The organism is Citrobacter sp. RHBSTW-00887 (assembly GCF_013728095.1).
Classification (GTDB): Bacteria; Pseudomonadota; Gammaproteobacteria; order Enterobacterales; family Enterobacteriaceae; genus Citrobacter; species Citrobacter braakii.
On the sequence record NZ_CP056267.1, the window covers coordinates 693,018 to 710,307 of the forward strand.

At 54.9% G+C, this 17,290-nt stretch carries 17 protein-coding genes and 1 tRNA gene; 7 read left to right on the forward strand and 11 right to left on the reverse strand.

Translation table 11 applies throughout. The features are described from left to right. Window positions 1-11 precede the first annotated feature (11 nt). Together dhaT and HV314_RS03325 are read right to left on the reverse strand one after the other, a co-directional pair. Window positions 12-1,175: a 1,3-propanediol dehydrogenase gene (gene dhaT, locus HV314_RS03320; protein WP_181547319.1), complete on the reverse strand. Its 1,164-nt coding sequence runs from the start codon at window positions 1,173-1,175 to the stop codon at window positions 12-14. A 22-nt stretch (window positions 1,176-1,197) separates the two neighbouring features. Then, window positions 1,198-1,626, reverse strand: a complete 429-nt coding sequence (locus tag HV314_RS03325; RefSeq protein WP_181547321.1) for a GlcG/HbpS family heme-binding protein — start codon at window positions 1,624-1,626, stop codon at window positions 1,198-1,200. A gap of 391 nt (window positions 1,627-2,017) precedes the next feature. Here HV314_RS03325 and HV314_RS03330 point away from each other — a divergent pair, with 391 nt between their 5' ends. From HV314_RS03330 to HV314_RS03350, 5 genes are all read left to right on the forward strand, one after another. Further along, the gene (locus HV314_RS03330) at window positions 2,018-3,685 is read left to right on the forward strand and encodes a propanediol/glycerol family dehydratase large subunit (protein ID WP_095715260.1); all 1,668 of its coding nucleotides are present in this window, start codon (window positions 2,018-2,020) and stop codon (window positions 3,683-3,685) included. Window positions 3,686-3,696: 11 nt separating this feature from the next. After that, complete coding sequence (locus tag HV314_RS03335; RefSeq protein WP_181547323.1) at window positions 3,697-4,281, forward strand: propanediol/glycerol family dehydratase medium subunit; 585 nt, start codon at window positions 3,697-3,699, stop codon at window positions 4,279-4,281. Between the two features lie 2 nt (window positions 4,282-4,283). Continuing rightward, window positions 4,284-4,712, forward strand: coding sequence for a diol dehydratase small subunit (locus HV314_RS03340; protein WP_047358662.1), 429 nt, complete (start codon window positions 4,284-4,286; stop codon window positions 4,710-4,712). 10 nt (window positions 4,713-4,722) lie between these two features. After that, window positions 4,723-6,534 carry a diol dehydratase reactivase subunit alpha gene (locus HV314_RS03345; protein ID WP_181547325.1) on the forward strand — a complete coding sequence of 604 codons (1,812 nt, stop codon included), beginning with the start codon at window positions 4,723-4,725 and terminating at the stop codon, window positions 6,532-6,534. Between the two features lie 113 nt (window positions 6,535-6,647). Next, window positions 6,648-6,971, forward strand: coding sequence for a DUF1889 family protein (locus HV314_RS03350; RefSeq protein ID WP_071524484.1), 324 nt, complete (start codon window positions 6,648-6,650; stop codon window positions 6,969-6,971). Window positions 6,972-7,239: 268 nt separating this feature from the next. On the opposite strand, the gene HV314_RS03355 is transcribed toward HV314_RS03350, so the two are convergent. After that, window positions 7,240-7,315: transfer RNA gene (locus HV314_RS03355), tRNA-Ile, on the reverse strand. A gap of 125 nt (window positions 7,316-7,440) precedes the next feature. Between HV314_RS03355 and mug the strand changes: the two genes are divergently transcribed. Then, complete coding sequence (mug, locus tag HV314_RS03360; RefSeq protein ID WP_053388745.1) at window positions 7,441-7,947, forward strand: G/U mismatch-specific DNA glycosylase; 507 nt, start codon at window positions 7,441-7,443, stop codon at window positions 7,945-7,947. Window positions 7,948-7,992: 45 nt separating this feature from the next. Here mug and rpoD read toward each other — a convergent pair whose 3' ends face one another. The 3 genes from rpoD to rpsU form a co-directional block, all read right to left on the reverse strand. Beyond that, a complete protein-coding gene (gene rpoD, locus HV314_RS03365) occupies window positions 7,993-9,837 on the reverse strand; it encodes an RNA polymerase sigma factor RpoD (protein WP_181547327.1) in 1,845 nt (614 codons plus the stop codon). 164 nt (window positions 9,838-10,001) lie between these two features. Then, complete coding sequence (gene dnaG / locus HV314_RS03370) at window positions 10,002-11,747, reverse strand: DNA primase (RefSeq protein WP_046276250.1); 1,746 nt, start codon at window positions 11,745-11,747, stop codon at window positions 10,002-10,004. A 240-nt stretch (window positions 11,748-11,987) separates the two neighbouring features. Continuing rightward, on the reverse strand, window positions 11,988-12,203 hold the full coding sequence (gene rpsU / locus HV314_RS03375) for a 30S ribosomal protein S21 (protein WP_001144069.1): 216 nt from the start codon (window positions 12,201-12,203) through the stop codon (window positions 11,988-11,990). A 235-nt stretch (window positions 12,204-12,438) separates the two neighbouring features. Here rpsU and tsaD point away from each other — a divergent pair, with 235 nt between their 5' ends. Further along, entirely contained in the window at window positions 12,439-13,452 is a 1,014-nt protein-coding gene (tsaD, locus tag HV314_RS03380; RefSeq protein WP_003024694.1) for a tRNA (adenosine(37)-N6)-threonylcarbamoyltransferase complex transferase subunit TsaD, read from the forward strand. A gap of 48 nt (window positions 13,453-13,500) precedes the next feature. Here the strand turns inward: tsaD and ureG are convergent, their stop codons facing one another. The 5 genes from ureG to HV314_RS03405 are packed head-to-tail and all read right to left on the reverse strand — an operon-like array spanning window position 13,501 to window position 17,283. Continuing rightward, entirely contained in the window at window positions 13,501-14,118 is a 618-nt protein-coding gene (ureG, locus tag HV314_RS03385) for an urease accessory protein UreG (RefSeq protein WP_016154547.1), read from the reverse strand. Between the two features lie 9 nt (window positions 14,119-14,127). Further along, window positions 14,128-14,799 (reverse strand): urease accessory protein UreF, encoded by a 672-nt coding sequence (locus HV314_RS03390; RefSeq protein WP_181547329.1) that lies wholly within the window; start codon window positions 14,797-14,799, stop codon window positions 14,128-14,130. Further along, window positions 14,799-15,257 (reverse strand): urease accessory protein UreE, encoded by a 459-nt coding sequence (ureE, locus tag HV314_RS03395; protein WP_016157501.1) that lies wholly within the window; start codon window positions 15,255-15,257, stop codon window positions 14,799-14,801. Before ureE ends, HV314_RS03390 begins: the two co-directional genes overlap by 1 nt. A 9-nt stretch (window positions 15,258-15,266) precedes the next feature. Further along, window positions 15,267-16,970 (reverse strand): urease subunit alpha, encoded by a 1,704-nt coding sequence (gene ureC / locus HV314_RS03400; RefSeq protein WP_019077710.1) that lies wholly within the window; start codon window positions 16,968-16,970, stop codon window positions 15,267-15,269. Then, complete coding sequence (locus HV314_RS03405; protein WP_080859507.1) at window positions 16,963-17,283, reverse strand: urease subunit beta; 321 nt, start codon at window positions 17,281-17,283, stop codon at window positions 16,963-16,965. Before HV314_RS03405 ends, ureC begins: the two co-directional genes overlap by 8 nt. Between the last annotated feature and the right edge of the window lie 7 nt (window positions 17,284-17,290).

The following is a 17,290-nucleotide window of genomic DNA, read 5'->3' on the forward strand; positions in this document are numbered from 1 at the left end:
CCCCTGCGTTATCAGAATGCCTGACGGAAGATCTCGGCAATTTCTTTCTCGTTCCCTTTGCGCGGGTTGGAGAAGGCGTTGCCGTCCTTCAGCGCCATTTCCGCCATATACGGGAAATCGGCTTCTTTGACGCCCAGATCGCGCAGATGCTGCGGAATACCGATGTCGGCGGAGAGGCGGGCAATAGCATGAATGGCCAGCTCGGCGGCATCCATGGTAGAGAGTCCGTTAGTGTTTTCGCCCATAAACTCTGCGATGTCGGCAAATTTTTCCGGGTTAGCGATCAGGTTATAGCGCGCTACGTGCGGCAGCAGTACGGCATTCGCCACGCCGTGCGGCATGTCGTAAAGACCGCCAAGCTGATGCGCCATCGCGTGAACGTAGCCGAGGTTGGCGTTGTTGAAGGCCATACCCGCCAGCAGGGAGGCGTAGGCCATGTTCTCGCGAGCTTTCAGGTTGCTGCCCAGCGCCACGGCCTGGCGCAAGTTACGGGCGATCAGGCGGATCGCCTGGATAGCGGCAGCGTCGGTGACCGGGTTGGCATCTTTGGAAATGTAGGCTTCCACGGCGTGGGTCAGGGCGTCCATCCCGGTGGCCGCAGTCAGTGGAGCTGGTTTGCCGAGCATCAGCAGCGGATCGTTAATAGAGACCGACGGCAGGTTGCGCCAGCTGACAATCACAAACTTCACTTTGGTTTTGGTATTGGTCAGCACGCAGTGGCGGGTGACTTCGCTGGCGGTCCCGGCAGTGGTATTCACCGCAACGATCGGCGGCAGCGGGTTGGTCAGGGTTTCAATCCCGGCATAGCTGTAGAGATCCCCTTCGTGAGTCGCGGCGATACCGATGCCTTTACCGCAGTCATGCGGGCTACCGCCGCCAACGGTAACGATGATGTCGCAATGCTCTTTCCGAAAGACCTCCAGGCCGTCGCGCACGTTGGTGTCTTTGGGGTTTGGCTCAACGCCGTCAAAAACCACGACGTCAATACCGGCTTCACGCAGATGTGTGAGGGTTTTATCTACCGCGCCGTCTTTAATCGCCCGCAGACCTTTATCAGTGACCAGCAGCGCTTTTTTACCGCCCAACAGTTTACAGCGTTCGCCGACCACGGAAATAGCATTGGGGCCAAAGAAGTTCACATTTGGCACCAGGTAATCAAACATACGATAGCTCATAATATACCTTCTTAGATTTAAATTATAATTCAGAGAAACAATTCAATGCGGTTTCTGCTAATAATCTGTCTTGTTCGACGGTACCGCCACTTACGCCAACGGCACCGATTAATTTGCCGTTTAATATGACAGGAAAACCGCCGCCAAAAATAACAATTCGTTGTTGATTGGTGAGCTGCAAGCCATATAGAGAGGCACCTGGTTGTACCGCATCGGTAATTTCATGGGTACCCTGTCGCAGGCAGCAGGCGGTATAAGCTTTATTAAGAGAGATATCACAGCTGGTGACAAACGCGTCGTCCATACGTTGCATTAGCAGCGTGTTCCCGCCGTGATCCACCACGGAAAACACCACCGGAACGTTGATTTCAAGCGCTTTAGCCTCGACGGCCTGCGCCATTTTCTTTGCAGCCGCCAGCGTAATGGTGGCGATTTGTTGGCTCTTATTCACAGTCTCTCCTGAAAAGGTTGTAGGGCTGAGGTCACGAAAATATCGCGCAACAGCTATTTTTATCATTGGCTTTATCTTATTTTCTCGCCCCGAGTTATTAAGTCAATAGGGTGGGGATTTCAAAAATATTACCTTCAGTTTCCTGTTGTGGCGTTTATTGATAATGATCATTTAACCTCGTCACAATTCACGGCGAATATTCCTGAGCCGCGTTTCAATATGAAACGATGGTTTTTTATTACGTACCAAATTGGAACGAAATTAATTTTATTTTTTTATTGTCCTGCTCATTTAGAGTTCGGCTATTGCTGATGAAAGGCGAATGCCGGGTGTTGTGTCCCCGGCAATACGGCCCGGCGTCCCTATTTTTTATCTTTTGAGTCCATAAACTATGAGAAGATCAAAACGATTCGAAGTGCTTGCCCAGCGGCCTGTAAATCAGGATGGGCTAATTGGCGAATGGCCTGAAGAGGGGCTGATCGCAATGGAAAGCCCTTACGATCCGGCTTCGTCGGTGAAGGTGGAAAATGGTCGTATTGTTGAGCTGGACGGCAAGAGCCGCGCCGAGTTCGACATGATTGACCGGTTCATTGCCGATTACGCGATTAACGTGCCCGAGGCCGAGCGCGCCATGCAGCTCGACGCGCTGGAGATCGCCAGAATGCTGGTGGATATCCACGTCAGTCGGGAAGAGATCATTGCCATTACGACTGCCATCACCCCGGCGAAAGCGGTGGAGGTGATGGCGCAAATGAACGTGGTGGAGATGATGATGGCGCTGCAAAAAATGCGCGCCAGACGCACCCCCTCCAATCAGTGCCACGTGACCAACCTGAAAGATAACCCGGTACAGATTGCTGCCGACGCTGCTGAAGCGGGGATCCGTGGCTTTTCCGAACAGGAAACAACGGTCGGGATCGCCCGCTATGCGCCGTTTAACGCCCTGGCGCTGCTGGTGGGGTCCCAATGCGGTCGCCCCGGCGTGCTGACGCAATGCTCCGTTGAAGAGGCCACGGAGCTGGAGCTGGGAATGCGCGGGCTAACCAGCTACGCCGAAACGGTGTCGGTATATGGCACGGAGTCGGTGTTTACCGATGGCGATGATACGCCGTGGTCAAAAGCGTTTCTTGCCTCGGCTTATGCTTCTCGTGGCCTGAAGATGCGCTACACCTCCGGCACCGGCTCGGAAGCGCTGATGGGCTATTCCGAAAGTAAATCGATGCTTTATCTGGAGTCGCGTTGCATTTTTATCACCAAAGGCGCGGGCGTACAGGGCTTACAAAACGGTGCGGTCAGCTGTATCGGCATGACCGGCGCTGTGCCGTCGGGGATTCGCGCGGTGCTGGCGGAAAACCTGATTGCCTCGATGCTCGACCTTGAAGTGGCCTCCGCCAATGACCAGACCTTTTCCCACTCCGATATTCGTCGTACTGCTCGCACCCTGATGCAGATGCTGCCGGGCACCGACTTTATCTTCTCCGGCTATAGCGCGGTACCGAACTACGACAACATGTTTGCCGGGTCGAACTTCGACGCTGAAGACTTCGATGATTACAACATTCTGCAACGCGATCTGATGGTTGACGGGGGCCTGCGTCCGGTCACGGAAGAGGAGACAATCGCCATCCGCAATAAGGCCGCGCGCGCCATTCAGGCGGTGTTCCGCGAACTGGGTCTGCCGCTGATTAGCGATGAAGAGGTGGACGCCGCCACTTACGCTCACGGCAGCAAAGATATGCCCGCGCGCAATGTGGTGGAAGATTTGGCTGCCGTGGAAGAGATGATGAAACGCAATATCACCGGGCTGGATATCGTCGGCGCGTTGAGTTCCAGCGGCTTCGAAGACATCGCCAGTAATATCCTCAACATGCTGAGGCAGCGTGTTACTGGTGATTACCTGCAAACGTCGGCCATTCTGGATCGTCAGTTCGACGTCGTCAGCGCCGTTAATGACATCAACGATTATCAGGGACCCGGCACCGGCTATCGCATCTCTGCCGAACGTTGGGCGGAAATTAAAAATATTGCGGGCGTGGTTCAGCCCGGCTCGATCGAATAAGGCGGTACACAGTGGAATGCACAACTGAACGTAAGCCGGTTTTCACCTTGCAGGTGAGCGAAGGCGAGGCGGCTAAAGCGGACGAACGCGTGGATGAAGTCGTGATAGGCGTCGGCCCGGCCTTTGATAAGTATCAGCACAAAACACTGATTGATATGTCGCACAAAGCGATTTTGAAAGAGCTGGTTGCCGGCATTGAAGAAGAGGGGCTGCATGCACGGGTGGTGAGGATTCTGCGCACTTCTGATGTTTCATTTATGGCATGGGATGCGGCAAATCTCAGCGGTTCTGGCATCGGGATTGGTATCCAGTCGAAAGGAACCACGGTGATTCATCAGCGCGATCTGCTGCCTCTGAGCAACCTTGAGCTGTTCTCTCAGGCTCCGCTGCTGACGCTGGAAACCTATCGCCAGATTGGTAAAAACGCCGCGCGCTATGCACGTAAAGAGTCGCCTTCGCCAGTGCCAGTGGTTAATGACCAGATGGTACGCCCCAAATTTATGGCCAAGGCCGCGCTGTTTCATATCAAAGAAACCAAACACGTGGTGCAGGATGCTGCGCCTGTCACGCTGCATATTGCACTTGTAAGGGAATGACCATGAACGACAACATCATGACCGCGCAGGATTATCCATTAGCAACCCGCTGCCCTGAGAAAATCCAGACTCCTACCGGCAAACCGCTAACCGAGATTACCCTTGAGAATGTGCTGGCGGGCCGCGTAGGTCCGCAGGATGTGCGTATTTCTCAGCAAACGCTGGAGTACCAGGCGCAGATTGCCGAACAGATGCAGCGTCACGCCGTGGCGCGTAATTTCCGTCGTGCGGCGGAGCTTATAGCAATCCCGGATGCCCGTATTCTAGAAATTTACAACGCGCTGCGGCCGTTTCGTTCTTCGTTCGCCGAGCTTCAGGCCATTGCCGATGAACTGGAACATACCTGGCATGCCACGGTGAACGCCGGGTTTGTCCGCGAGTCGGCAGAGGTGTATCTGCAGAGAAATAAGCTGCGTAAAGGCAGCCAGTGACGGAGGTTGTATGCCGTTAATTGCAGGGATTGATATCGGCAACGCCACCACCGAAGTGGCGTTGGCGCAGCATGGCCGGTTTATCTCCAGCGGGATTGTCGCTACGACCGGTATGAAAGGCACACGGGACAATATTACCGGGGTGGTGGCCTCCCTGCAGCAGGCGCTGAATAACACCCCGTGGTCGCTTCAGGACGTGGCGAAAATCTGCATCAACGAGGCGGCACCGGTGATTGGCGATGTGGCGATGGAAACCATCACTGAAACCATCATTACCGAATCAACAATGATTGGGCATAACCCGCAAACGCCCGGCGGCGTTGGCGTGGGAATGGGAACCACCATCGCCGTGGAGAAGCTGGCGGCGTTGAGTGAAGATCGGTTTATCCAGGGCTGGATCCCGCTGGTCGGTGAGGAGAGGGATTTCCTCGAGGCGGTTTGGTTTATCAATGAGGCGCTGGATCGCGGTGTCAACGTGGTGGCGGCGATCCTGAAAAAAGATGATGGCGTGCTGGTGAACAATCGCCTGCGTCGAACAATGCCGGTGGTAGATGAAGTCACCCTGCTGGAGAAGGTGCCGGAAGGTGTGCTGGCGGCGGTGGAAGTGGCAGCCCCAGGACAGGTGGTGCGTGTGCTGTCGAATCCTTACGGCATCGCGACCTTTTTTACCCTGACGCCCGAGGAAACGCAAACTATCGTCCCCATCGCCAGAGCGCTAATTGGCAACCGTTCCGCCGTGGTGCTGAAAACCCCGCAGGGTGATGTGCGCTCAAGGGTGATCCCGGCGGGTAAGATCTTTATCCGCGGCGAAAAGCGCGGCGGTGAAGCCGACGTAGCGCAAGGCGCACAGGCCATTATGCAGGCGATGAGCACCTGTGCGCCCGTGTGCGATATTCGTGGTGAAGCAGGTACGCATGCAGGCGGCATGCTGGAGCGGGTGCGTAAGGTTATGGCCTCGCTGACCGGTCACGACATGAACGCGGTGTATATTCAGGATCTGTTGGCGGTGGATACGTTTATTCCGCGCAAGGTGCAGGGCGGTATTGCCGGGGAGTGTTCAATGGAGAACGCCGTTGGCATTGCGGCGATGGTGAAATCCGATCGCTTACAGATGCAGGCCATCGCCAGTGAGCTGAGCGCCCGGTTAAACATCCCGGTTGAAGTCGGCGGCGTGGAGGCCAACATGGCTGTTGCCGGTGCGTTAACAACGCCCGGATGTGCTGCACCGCTGGCGATCCTCGATTTAGGCGCAGGCTCTACCGATGCCGCCATTATCAATAGCGATGGCGTTGTGAAAGCGGTCCATCTGGCTGGCGCGGGGAATATGGTCAGCCTGTTGATTCAAACCGAGCTGGGCTTAAGCGATCCGTTTCTGGCGGAGGAAATTAAAAAATACCCGCTGGCAAAAGTGGAGAGCCTGTTCAGCATTCGCCACGAGAACGGCGCGGTGGAGTTTTTTCGCGAACCGCTCAGTCCGTCAGTGTTTGCCAAAGTCGTTTATCTGAAAAACGGCGAGCTGATCCCCGTAGATAACCAGACCTCGCTGGAAAAAATTCGGTTGGTGCGCCGACAGGCCAAAGAGAAAGTTTTTGTGACCAACTGCCTGCGCGCTTTACGCCAGGTATCACCCGGCGGCTCTATTCGTGATATGACTTTTGTGGTGCTGGTGGGCGGCTCCTCGCTGGATTTCGAAATCCCGCAGATGATCACCGACGCGCTGGCGCATTACGGCGTGGTTGCCGGACAGGGCAACATCCGTGGTACCGAAGGGCCGCGTAATGCGGTAGCGACCGGGCTGGTTTTGGCCGGGATAGCGAATTAATCGTGCAGAAAACAGCCGCCGCAAGCGTTTAGCTGCGGGGTAAATCAAATAAAGGTGATGTTCTCTTTGATATCCCGACGGAGTTGGGTACATAGTATAAATGTGTCTCTCACGTGGTTAATTTTAAGGATAAGAGCATGCCAACAGCAATTGAGAAAGCATTGGATTTTATTGGTGGTATGAACACTTCGGCGTCAGTACCCCATTCAATGGATGAAAGTACCGCTAAGGGAATCTTAAAGTATTTGCATGACTTAGGTGTGCCAGCAAGTCCGGAAGCTGTGATGGCACGGGGTGAGCAGGAGGGATGGAATCCCGAGTTCACGAAAAAAGTGGCCGGATGGGCAGAAAAAGTGGCCTCCGGTAACCGCATCCTTATCAAGAACCCAGAATATTTTTCAACCTATATGCAGGAGCAGCTCAAAGAGCTAGTTTGAGCTGACTATCGAATCAAACTCTAACGGACGTTTCCATCTCTGGATGGCAACGTCCAGAGGGGGACTGTGACCAGCTTGTTGCTGGACAGAGGCATCCCATAATATATCTTCAGGCCCCGCCTGCCGTATTCTTCCCGGCTCTCATTTCACATTTTGGCGCGAACAGATATTGATTTGTTCCAGCAGGAATCCTTTTGGCTCGTGCCAACATCTACGGAAGAGCCCCCAAAAAAAAAGGACCTGCGATTTCTCGCAAGTCCTTGAATCTTGGTGGCCCCTGCTGGACTTGAACCAGCGACCAAGCGATTATGAGTCGCCTGCTCTAACCACTGAGCTAAGGGGCCGTGGCGGTGGATTATAAAGTAACTCCGCGTTGCAATCCAGACATAAGCGTACGGATGCTGTTTTTATAAACAATGTATTTTCAGTCCGTTATACTTGTTCCTCTGATGTATTGATGGGAGTAATTATGGTTAAGGACATACTGGCGCCGGGGCTGCGGGTGGTGTTTTGCGGCATCAATCCGGGGTTGTCTTCCGCAGGTACAGGATTCCCCTTTGCACATCCCGCTAATCGCTTCTGGAAGGTCATCCATCAGGCGGGATTTACCGATCGCCAGCTCAAACCCGAAGAGGCACAACACTTGCTGGACTTCCGTTGCGGCGTGACTAAATTTGTCGACAGACCGACGGTGCAAGCCAATGAAGTGAAGTTACAGGAGATGCGCAACGGCGGTCGTAAGCTCATTGAGAAAATAGAAGAGTATCAGCCCGCCGGACTCGCAATCCTTGGGAAGCAGGCATTTGAGCAGGGCCTCAGCCAGCGTGGGGCGCAGTGGGGAAAACAAACGCTGACTATTGGCGCGACGCAAATATGGGTTTTGCCGAATCCCAGCGGGTTAAGTCGGATTACTCTGGATAAACTGGTGGAGGCGTATCGGGAAGTGAATGACGCCCTGGCCAGGCGGGGACTATAAAGAAAAACGCCACCTTGCGGTGGCGTTTATGCTTATGCGGCGAGATTAATCGTCGAGGAAGCTACGCAGCACTTCAGAGCGGCTCGGGTGGCGCAGTTTACGCAGCGCTTTCGCTTCGATCTGACGGATACGTTCGCGGGTAACGTCGAACTGTTTACCGACTTCTTCCAGCGTGTGGTCGGTATTCATATCGATACCGAAACGCATACGCAGAACTTTCGCTTCACGGGCGGTCAGGCCAGCCAGAACGTCGTGCGTTGCGGCACGCAGGCTCTCGGTAGTAGCAGAATCCAGCGGCAGCTCGAGGGTGGTATCCTCGATGAAATCACCCAGATGCGAATCTTCATCGTCGCCGATCGGCGTTTCCATGGAGATAGGCTCTTTAGCGATCTTCAGCACTTTACGGATCTTGTCTTCCGGCATCAGCATGCGTTCAGCCAGCTCTTCCGGCGTCGGCTCGCGGCCCATCTCTTGCAGCATCTGACGGGAGATACGGTTGAGCTTGTTGATGGTCTCAATCATATGTACCGGGATACGGATGGTACGTGCCTGATCCGCGATCGAGCGGGTGATCGCCTGACGGATCCACCAGGTTGCATAGGTAGAGAACTTGTAACCACGACGGTATTCAAACTTATCAACCGCTTTCATCAGACCGATGTTACCTTCCTGAATCAAATCCAGGAACTGCAGACCACGGTTGGTGTATTTCTTGGCGATAGAGATAACCAGACGCAAGTTCGCTTCAACCATCTCTTTTTTCGCACGGCGGGCTTTCGCTTCACCGATGGACATGCGACGGTTGATGTCTTTAACCTGCTCGATGGTCAGGCCGGTTTCTTCTTCAATCTGCTGCAGTTTCTGCAGTCCGCGGTGAACGTCATCTGCCACGTCGTGCAGTTTTTCAGACCACGGTTTGTTCATCGCGATTGCCGCGTTGAACCAGGTTTCGCTGGTTTCGTTGCCAGTGAACAGGGTGATGAAGTTTTTCTTCGGCATTTTGCACTGCTCAACGCAGAGCTTCATGATCAGACGTTCCTGAGTACGCACGCGGTCCATCATGACGCGCATGCTGTTTACCAGGTAGTCGAACTGCTTCGGCACCAGGCGGAACTGTTTGAACACTTCAGACAGCTTCTGAATTTCTTCCTGCGCGGCAGCATGGCTGCGGCCTTTTGCTTTGATGGTGTCGCGAGTGATTTCGTACTGAGTACGCAGTTCACCGAATTTATCACGCGCTAATTCAGGGTCGATGCTGTTGTCGTCATCGCTGCTGTCGTCGTCATCTTCTTCATCTTCGTCTGCATCGTCATCCATCTCTTCCTGAGAGAGCTCAGAACCGACGTGTGTCGCCGTTGGCGCCATGTCTTCTTCCGCGTTCGGATCGACAAAGCCGGTGATCAGATCGGAAAGACGCGCTTCTTCAGCTTCTACACGATCGTATTGCTCAAGCAGGTAGGTGATGGCTTCCGGGTATTCGGCAACGGAGCATTGAACCTGGTTAATCCCGTCTTCGATGCGTTTAGCGATGTCGATTTCGCCTTCACGGGTTAACAGTTCAACGGTACCCATTTCACGCATGTACATGCGGACCGGGTCAGTTGTACGACCGATTTCAGACTCAACGCTGGACAGAACCTGGGCAGCCGCTTCTTCCGCGTCTTCATCGGTGCTGTTGGAGGTTTCAGCAAGCAGCAGATCATCGGCATCAGGTGCTTCTTCCATCACCTGAATACCCATGTCATTGATCATTTGGATGATGTCTTCGATTTGATCTGAATCGACGATATCTTCCGGCAGATGGTCATTGACCTCGGCATAGGTCAGATAGCCTTGCTCCTTACCACGTTGGACAAGTAGCTTCAGCTGTGACTGCGGGTTTTGCTCCATAAGACGGTATCCACACTTAATTCGTTTGATTGGTGTTGGGCGGTAAAACCGCCAACGGCAAAACGAGGGCATACTTATATTTTGCCGCTGCCTCTCCGTGCGGCTGTCGGGGGCTTCCCGAGCGATATTCGGCAGTTAAGCCGTTAAATACTTTTGTCTTTCTGTTATTTCTTGGCCAGTTCCTGGTTCAGCGTCCAGAGTTCCCGGCGTTCTTCGCTGCTTAAACCGTGTGTGCGCTCACGAGCTATCAACTCTTCCTGGCGCAGCTCAAGCATCGAATCAAACATATGGTTGAGTGAGTCGGTGAAGGTTTTTTCTGCGATATCTTTATCTGCTATATCGTCCCACATCGACAGTTTTTCAAGGGTCGCAGCATCATTTGTGCCACGATAGTGTTCTAAAAGTTGTCCGGTGGTCAGACCTGGCTGAGCCAGACAAGTGTTGACCAGTTCTCTGAATAAGCCAAGTCCAGGCAGCTTATTGCTATCCAGTGCGCCTAACGGCGGAACCAGCGGGGCGAGACCCGGGTTCTGTACCAGCAACCCTATAAGTATACGCATGGTCGTACGTTTTAGCTGTGGAACAGGGCGGGAAGCCCCATTTTCTGCCAGTTTTGGCATTAAACGTTCAAGCTGACTGTCATCCAGAATGCCGAGCTTGTTTCCCAACTCCTGTCGCAGATAAATGCGTAACGTTTCGCCTGGTACCTGAGTAATCAGCGGTAATGCCAGCGTGCTGAGCTGTGCGCGTCCGTCTGGGGTACTCAAATCCACCTGCGGCAACAGGCTGTTAAATAAAAACGCGGAGAGTGGCAGCGCCTTCTCCATCCGGGCTTCAAAGGCCTCTTTCCCTTCTTTACGCACCAGCGTATCGGGGTCTTCGCCGTCAGGTAAAAACATAAAGCGTAGCTGGCGTCCGTCTGTCATATAGGGCAGTGCGGTTTCCAGCGCGCGCCATGCTGCGTCGCGTCCGGCACGGTCACCGTCGTAACAGCAAATTACGTTGTTCGTCGCGCGGAACAACAACTGGATGTGATCGGCGGTGGTTGACGTCCCAAGGGATGCCACAGCGTAGTTAATGCCGTATTGCGCCAGCGCCACCACATCCATATAGCCTTCTACCACTAACAGGCGCTGCGGATCGGCGTTATCCTGCTGGGCTTCATAAAGGCCATACAGCTGGCGACCTTTATGGAAAATATCGGTTTCCGGGGAGTTGAGATACTTCGGCAGGGCATCGCCCAGCACGCGTCCACCAAAACCAATGACTCGACCACGTTTGTCGCGGATGGGGAACATCACCCGTTCGCGGAAGCGATCGTAACTGCGTCCCTGATCGTTGGTGACCAACATTCCCGCATCGACCAGCGATTTACGATTCTCAGCATTGCCGCCAAACCGTTTCAGGACGTTGTCCCAGCCGGGGGGCGCAAAACCAATAGCAAAACGGGTGATCACGTCGCTACTTAATCCTCGCTTTTCCAGGTACTGGCGCGCGGGGGTAGCGGCGGGTTGCATCAAAGACTGTTGATAAAAAGTGTTCAGGCCGTCCATCAATTGATAAAGGCTTTGCCGTTGATGGCGCTCTATCTGACTAGGGCCACTGCCTGCTTCATAGGGCACTTCAAGGTTGTGCATTGCGGCCAGTTCTTCGACGGTTTCCACAAACTCGAGCTTGTCGTAGTTCATGAGAAAGTCGACGGCGTTGCCATGTGCGCCACACCCAAAGCAGTGATAAAACTGTTTCTCACCGTTTACGGTGAAAGAGGGGGTTTTTTCGTTATGGAACGGACAGCACGCGTGATAATTTTTACCCTGCTTCTTCAGCTTTACCCGCGCGTCGATGAGATCGACAATGTCGGTTCTTGCCAGCAGGTCATTTATAAATACGCGTGGAATTCGTCCAGCCATATGCCCCGTTTATTTTTTTATGACTTATATACACAAAATCATTCAAGATGCATCAAGACGGCAAGGGAGCGAATCCTCAGGAGCGTACATCAGTACGTGACTGGAGGGAACGACTGCAGCCAACGCAGAGGCAGCTTGAATGATGACGCGTATAAACGAAAACAAGCCGCGCATTCCTTCCGGAAGCACGGCCTTACAACTACAACTCTGTCTGAATTGAGAGCCTTGGCTCTCAATGGATTAGTACAGACGAGTACGGCGTGCGTTTTCGCGAGCCAGTTTCTTCGCGTGACGTTTCACAGCAGAAGCTTTAGCGCGCTTACGTTCAGTAGTCGGTTTTTCATAGAACTCACGACGACGAACTTCCGCCAGAACACCTGCTTTTTCGCATGAACGCTTGAAGCGACGCAGTGCTACGTCGAACGGCTCGTTTTCACGTACTTTAATTACCGGCATGTAACTCTCACCTTTATAAATTCGGTTTGCCGCTGGCATCAACGCCAGCTTATTTCAAAATGGTGCGGAATTTTACTGCAATTGCTGCTGCTTTGTAAAGCACCGACGCGATTTTGAAAGGGACTTTTATAAGGATAAGGAGTATACACGAGCGGAACTCCTGGGGCGAACAAAGTTTTACATCAACCCGCATTGGTCCTACACTGCGCGGTAATAGAGCGAGGTAAAACAAGTCATGCGTGTACTGGGTATTGAAACATCCTGCGATGAAACCGGCATCGCCATTTACGACGATGAAAAAGGTCTTTTAGCCAACCAATTGTATAGTCAGGTGAAATTACACGCTGACTACGGCGGCGTAGTGCCAGAACTGGCCTCGCGCGATCACGTACGTAAAACCGTACCGCTGATCCAGGCCGCGCTGAAAGAAGCGGGACTGACGGCAAAAGAGATTGATGCGGTGGCGTATACCGCAGGTCCTGGTCTGGTTGGCGCGCTGCTGGTCGGCGCAACCGTAGGACGTTCGCTGGCGTTCGCCTGGGGCGTACCGGCAATTCCTGTGCACCATATGGAAGGGCATCTGCTGGCGCCGATGCTGGAAGATAATCCCCCTGCTTTCCCGTTCGTTGCGCTGCTGGTTTCCGGCGGTCACACGCAACTGATCAGCGTCACCGGTATTGGGCAGTATGAATTGCTGGGTGAATCGATAGATGATGCCGCCGGTGAAGCGTTCGATAAAACGGCCAAGCTGCTGGGGCTGGATTATCCTGGCGGCCCAATGCTGTCAAAGCTTGCATCGCAAGGCGTTGAAAAACGCTTTGTCTTCCCGCGCCCGATGACCGACCGTCCGGGTCTGGATTTCAGTTTCTCCGGCCTGAAAACTTTCGCCGCGAATACCATTCGTAATAACGAAAATGACGATCAGACGCGTGCAGATATCGCCCGTGCGTTTGAAGATGCTGTGGTTGATACGCTGATGATCAAGTGTAAACGCGCGCTGGATCAAACCGGTTTTAAACGTCTGGTGATGGCGGGGGGCGTGAGCGCTAACCGTACGCTGCGTGCAAAACTGGCCGAGATGATGCAAAAGCGTCGTGGCGAAGTGTTTTACGCGCGTCCGGAATTTTGCACCGATAACGGGGCGATGATCGCCTACGCGGGCATGGTGCGTTTTAAAGCGGGTGCAACGGCGGATCTTGGCGTGACCGTGCGTCCTCGCTGGCCGCTGGCGGAATTACCGGCGGCATAAGCACATAATATTGTAGGCCCGGTAAGCGTAGCGCCACCGGGCAATACTCTACTCCCGCAGCATCCCTTTCTCTTCCAGAAACGCGATAATTTTTTCCAGACCCTCTCCGGATTTTAAATTACTAAACGTCCACGGACGCTCGCCGCGCATGCGTAGGGTATCGCGTTCCATCACCTCCAGCGAGGCGCCCACGTAAGGGGCCAGATCGGTTTTATTGATCACCAGAAAATCAGATTTGGTGATCCCCGGGCCACCCTTACGCGGGATCTTCTCACCTTCGGCAACGTCGATCACATAGATCGTCAGATCCGCTAATTCCGGGCTGAAGGTGGCGCTCAGGTTATCGCCGCCGCTTTCCACAAAAATCAGATCCAGATTGCCGAATTTCTCGCTCAGCGCCTCAACGGCGGCCAGATTCATCGACGCATCTTCACGGATAGCGGTGTGCGGGCAACCGCCGGTTTCCACGCCGACGATCCTGTCTGGCTCCAGGGCGCCTGCCTCGGTGAGAATGCGCTGATCTTCTTTGGTATAGATATCGTTGGTCACTACCGCAAGTTGATAGCTGCTGCGCATGGATTTGCATAACGCTTCCAGCAGCGCCGTTTTACCGGAGCCAACCGGGCCGCCAACGCCCACGCGCAGGGGATGCTTGTTATTACTCATTTTTTCTCCTCAGGAGCGGAATAATCGGGAATATTGGGTTTCATGCCGGGCAGATGCGATGGCCGCCAACGGCGTTGCGGAGCCGAGGCTGTCGTCAGGACACGCCAGCGCCTGTGCCAGACCTTGCGCATACCGATTGCAAAGCGCAATGATCAAACGCTGGGCCGCCTGCTGCCCAAATGGAACCAGTTTGACGCCAGCCATCACTGCGCTCTCAATCCAGCTGTAGCCGAGGCTTAACGCCAGCTCCGTCAGGGGGATTTTCCAGCGCACGCCCAGCCAGGCCATACCGCAGAGTTGGCTGTCGACAAAGAGCGCGCGCCACTCCCGCGAGCAATCTGCTTCCCAGTCGGTGACCAGCCGCGTAAACGCCGCGCCCCGACTGCGTTCTTCATCTCGAAGTTCGCGGGTTTCCCGACAGGCCAACAGGTAAGCGCTCCAGCGGTGTGCTGCAGCGAGATCGTCCTGCTCGCAGGCGCGATACAGTCTCGCCAGTAGCGGTAGGTCGACGGTAAAGAAGTTCTGCTCCATCTGCTGGATTTGCCAGTCAGAGAAGTCATCGGCGCTTTTCACCCAGCCGATTTCAACCGCCCACTCCAGACCCTGGGACCAGGTAAACGACCCCACCGGGAGAGCGCTGCTGGCGAGCTGCATCAGACGCAGCTGTTGGATGTTATGCATCAGTGCGCATGGGCGTGATGATGCCCGTGTGATTCACTGGCATAAGCGCCTGCTTCCGGTTCAAACGGTAGTTGAGCGAACGTCACCTCCAGGCTGAACTGGCGCAACATGGCGTCCAGCACATGATCGTGATGGTAGCGCAACTCATCCGGCAGAATTTGCAGCGGAACGTGGCGATTGCCGAGGTGATAACAGGCTTTGGCGAGCAGGAAAGGATCGGCGCAGCGCACCACGGAAACTGACTCCGGCGCGGCGATCACTTCGATCACCTCGCTGCCATCTTCGGTGGTCAGCAGATCACCACTGCGTAACAGCAAACCGCGCGGAAGCATTAGCCCGGCTTCGCGACCGTCGTTCAGCGTCACTCTGGCACGGCTTTTTACTCGAATATCAATGGGTAGCGTGACGCTTGCGGTGACGCGGTGGGCGTGGTCAAGGCGTTGGGTCAGGTAGATCATCGTCACTCCTCAAAACAGGAAATAGCGTTGCGCCATCGGCAAAACGTCTGCCGGTTCGCTGGTGATAAGTTCGCCATCAATGCGCACCTCATAAGTCTGAGCATCGACGGTAATATTGGGTTGCAGGCCGTTGTGGATCATGTCGGCCTTTTTCACCGTCCGACAGCCTTTGACGACGGCGATGGCGCTTTGCAAATTGAGCTGCTGCGGGATGTTTTGCGCGTTAGCGGCCTGCGAAATAAAGGTCAGCCGAGTACGATGCCGCGCCGCGCCAAGTGCACCGAACATCATGCGGTAATGCACCGGCTGCGGGGTGGGGATCGAGGCGTTGATATCGCCCATCGGCGCACACGCGATCATCCCGCCCTTTACGATCGTCGCTGGTTTTACGCCAAAAAAGGCTGGGGACCACAGCACCAGATCGGCCAGCTTGCCAGGCTCAACGGAGCCAACTTCGTGGGCGATGCCGTGGGTTAGCGCCGGGTTGATGGTGTATTTGGCGACGTAGCGTTTAACGCGCTGGTTGTCGTTGTCGCCTGTTTCTTCTGCCAGTGGACCACGCTGAACCTTCATGCGGTGCGCCACCTGCCAGGTGCGCAGGATCACTTCGCCCACGCGCCCCATCGCCTGTGAATCGGACGAGGTCAGGGAAAACGCGCCAATGTCATGCAGCACATCTTCGGCAGCGATCGTTTCCCGGCGAATGCGTGATTCGGCAAAGGCCACGTCTTCGGCGATATCCGGATCGAGGTGGTGGCAAACCATCAGCATGTCGAGATGCTCGTCGATGGTGTTGACGGTATAGGGCAGCGTCGGGTTAGTGGAGGAGGGCAGAATATTCGGATGCGCGCAGGCGGTGATGATATCTGGCGCATGGCCGCCGCCCGCGCCTTCGGTGTGGAAGGTATGAATGGTGCGATCGCCAATCGCCGCCAGCGTATCTTCAACGAAACCGGACTCATTGAGCGTATCGCTGTGCAGCGCCACCTGGATATCCATCTCCTCTGCTACTTCCAGGGAACAGTTGATGGCGGCTGGCGTGGCGCCCCAATCTTCATGGATTTTCAGGCCAATGGCGCCCGCGGTGATTTGCTCGCGCAGGGCGTCAGGGTTTGAGCCGTTGCCTTTACCCAGCAAACCGATGTTAACCGGCAAGGCGTCTGCCGCCTGCAGCATGCGCGCGATGTACCACGGACCCGGCGTGCAGGTGGTGGCGTTAGTTCCTGCTGCCGGGCCGGTGCCGCCGCCGATCATCGTCGTTACGCCGGAAACCAGCGCCTCCTGTGCCTGCTGTGGGCAGATCCAGTGAATATGCGTATCCACGCCGCCCGCGGTGACGATCTTGCCTTCCCCGGCGATGACTTCAGTTCCCACGCCTATCGGGATCGTGACGTCGGGCTGAATATCAGGATTACCTGCTTTGCCGATGGCGAAGATCCTGGCGTCCTTGATGCCGATATCCGCTTTCACGATCCCCCAATGATCGACGATCAGGGCGTTGGTTATCACCAGATCCACACACGCTTGCGCGCGCATTTGTCCCTGACCCATGCCGTCGCGGATCACTTTCCCGCCGCCGAATTTGACCTCTTCGCCGTAGGTGGTGAAGTCTTTTTCCACCTCAATCCACAGGTCGGTATCCGCCAGACGTACCTTATCGCCGGTGGTTGGGCCAAACATGTCGGCGTACGCCTGCCGTGAAATTTCACTCATCATTTGCCTCCAGCGCGCCCATCACTTCGTTGCGAAAACCCACGATCCTTTGTGCGCCAGCGACGCGCACCAGTTCGACTTCGCGTTTTTGTCCCGGCTCAAAACGTACCGCCGTGCCCGCAGGAATGTTTAGACGAAAGCCGCGTGCAGCCCGCCTGTCAAAGCGCAGCGCCGGGTTCACCTCGGAAAAGTGATAGTGCGATCCCACCTGGATGGGTCTGTCGCCATGGTTTTCCACCACGATCGTACAGGTTTCCCGCCCCTGATTGAGCGCGATATTGCCTTTGGCTATCTGATATTCACCAGGGATCATTGCCGCT

What these genes read in the sequence shown, in the direction of transcription:
- dnaG (WP_046276250.1), bottom strand. Translation starts at nt 11,747, where the DNA reads ATGGCTGGACGAATTCCACGCGTATTTATAAATGACCTGCTGGCAAGA.
- ureG (WP_016154547.1), bottom strand. Translation starts at nt 14,118, where the DNA reads ATGAGTAATAACAAGCATCCCCTGCGCGTGGGCGTTGGCGGCCCGGTT.
- dhaT (WP_181547319.1), bottom strand. Translation starts at nt 1,175, where the DNA reads ATGAGCTATCGTATGTTTGATTACCTGGTGCCAAATGTGAACTTCTTT.
- rpsU (WP_001144069.1), bottom strand. Translation starts at nt 12,203, where the DNA reads ATGCCGGTAATTAAAGTACGTGAAAACGAGCCGTTCGACGTAGCACTG.
- HV314_RS03330 (WP_095715260.1), top strand. Translation starts at nt 2,018, where the DNA reads ATGAGAAGATCAAAACGATTCGAAGTGCTTGCCCAGCGGCCTGTAAAT.
- HV314_RS03405 (WP_080859507.1), bottom strand. Translation starts at nt 17,283, where the DNA reads ATGATCCCTGGTGAATATCAGATAGCCAAAGGCAATATCGCGCTCAAT.
- HV314_RS03390 (WP_181547329.1), bottom strand. Translation starts at nt 14,799, where the DNA reads ATGCATAACATCCAACAGCTGCGTCTGATGCAGCTCGCCAGCAGCGCT.
- HV314_RS03345 (WP_181547325.1), top strand. Translation starts at nt 4,723, where the DNA reads ATGCCGTTAATTGCAGGGATTGATATCGGCAACGCCACCACCGAAGTG.
- mug (WP_053388745.1), top strand. Translation starts at nt 7,441, where the DNA reads ATGGTTAAGGACATACTGGCGCCGGGGCTGCGGGTGGTGTTTTGCGGC.
- tsaD (WP_003024694.1), top strand. Translation starts at nt 12,439, where the DNA reads ATGCGTGTACTGGGTATTGAAACATCCTGCGATGAAACCGGCATCGCC.
- HV314_RS03340 (WP_047358662.1), top strand. Translation starts at nt 4,284, where the DNA reads ATGAACGACAACATCATGACCGCGCAGGATTATCCATTAGCAACCCGC.
- ureE (WP_016157501.1), bottom strand. Translation starts at nt 15,257, where the DNA reads ATGATCTACCTGACCCAACGCCTTGACCACGCCCACCGCGTCACCGCA.
- rpoD (WP_181547327.1), bottom strand. Translation starts at nt 9,837, where the DNA reads ATGGAGCAAAACCCGCAGTCACAGCTGAAGCTACTTGTCCAACGTGGT.
- ureC (WP_019077710.1), bottom strand. Translation starts at nt 16,970, where the DNA reads ATGAGTGAAATTTCACGGCAGGCGTACGCCGACATGTTTGGCCCAACC.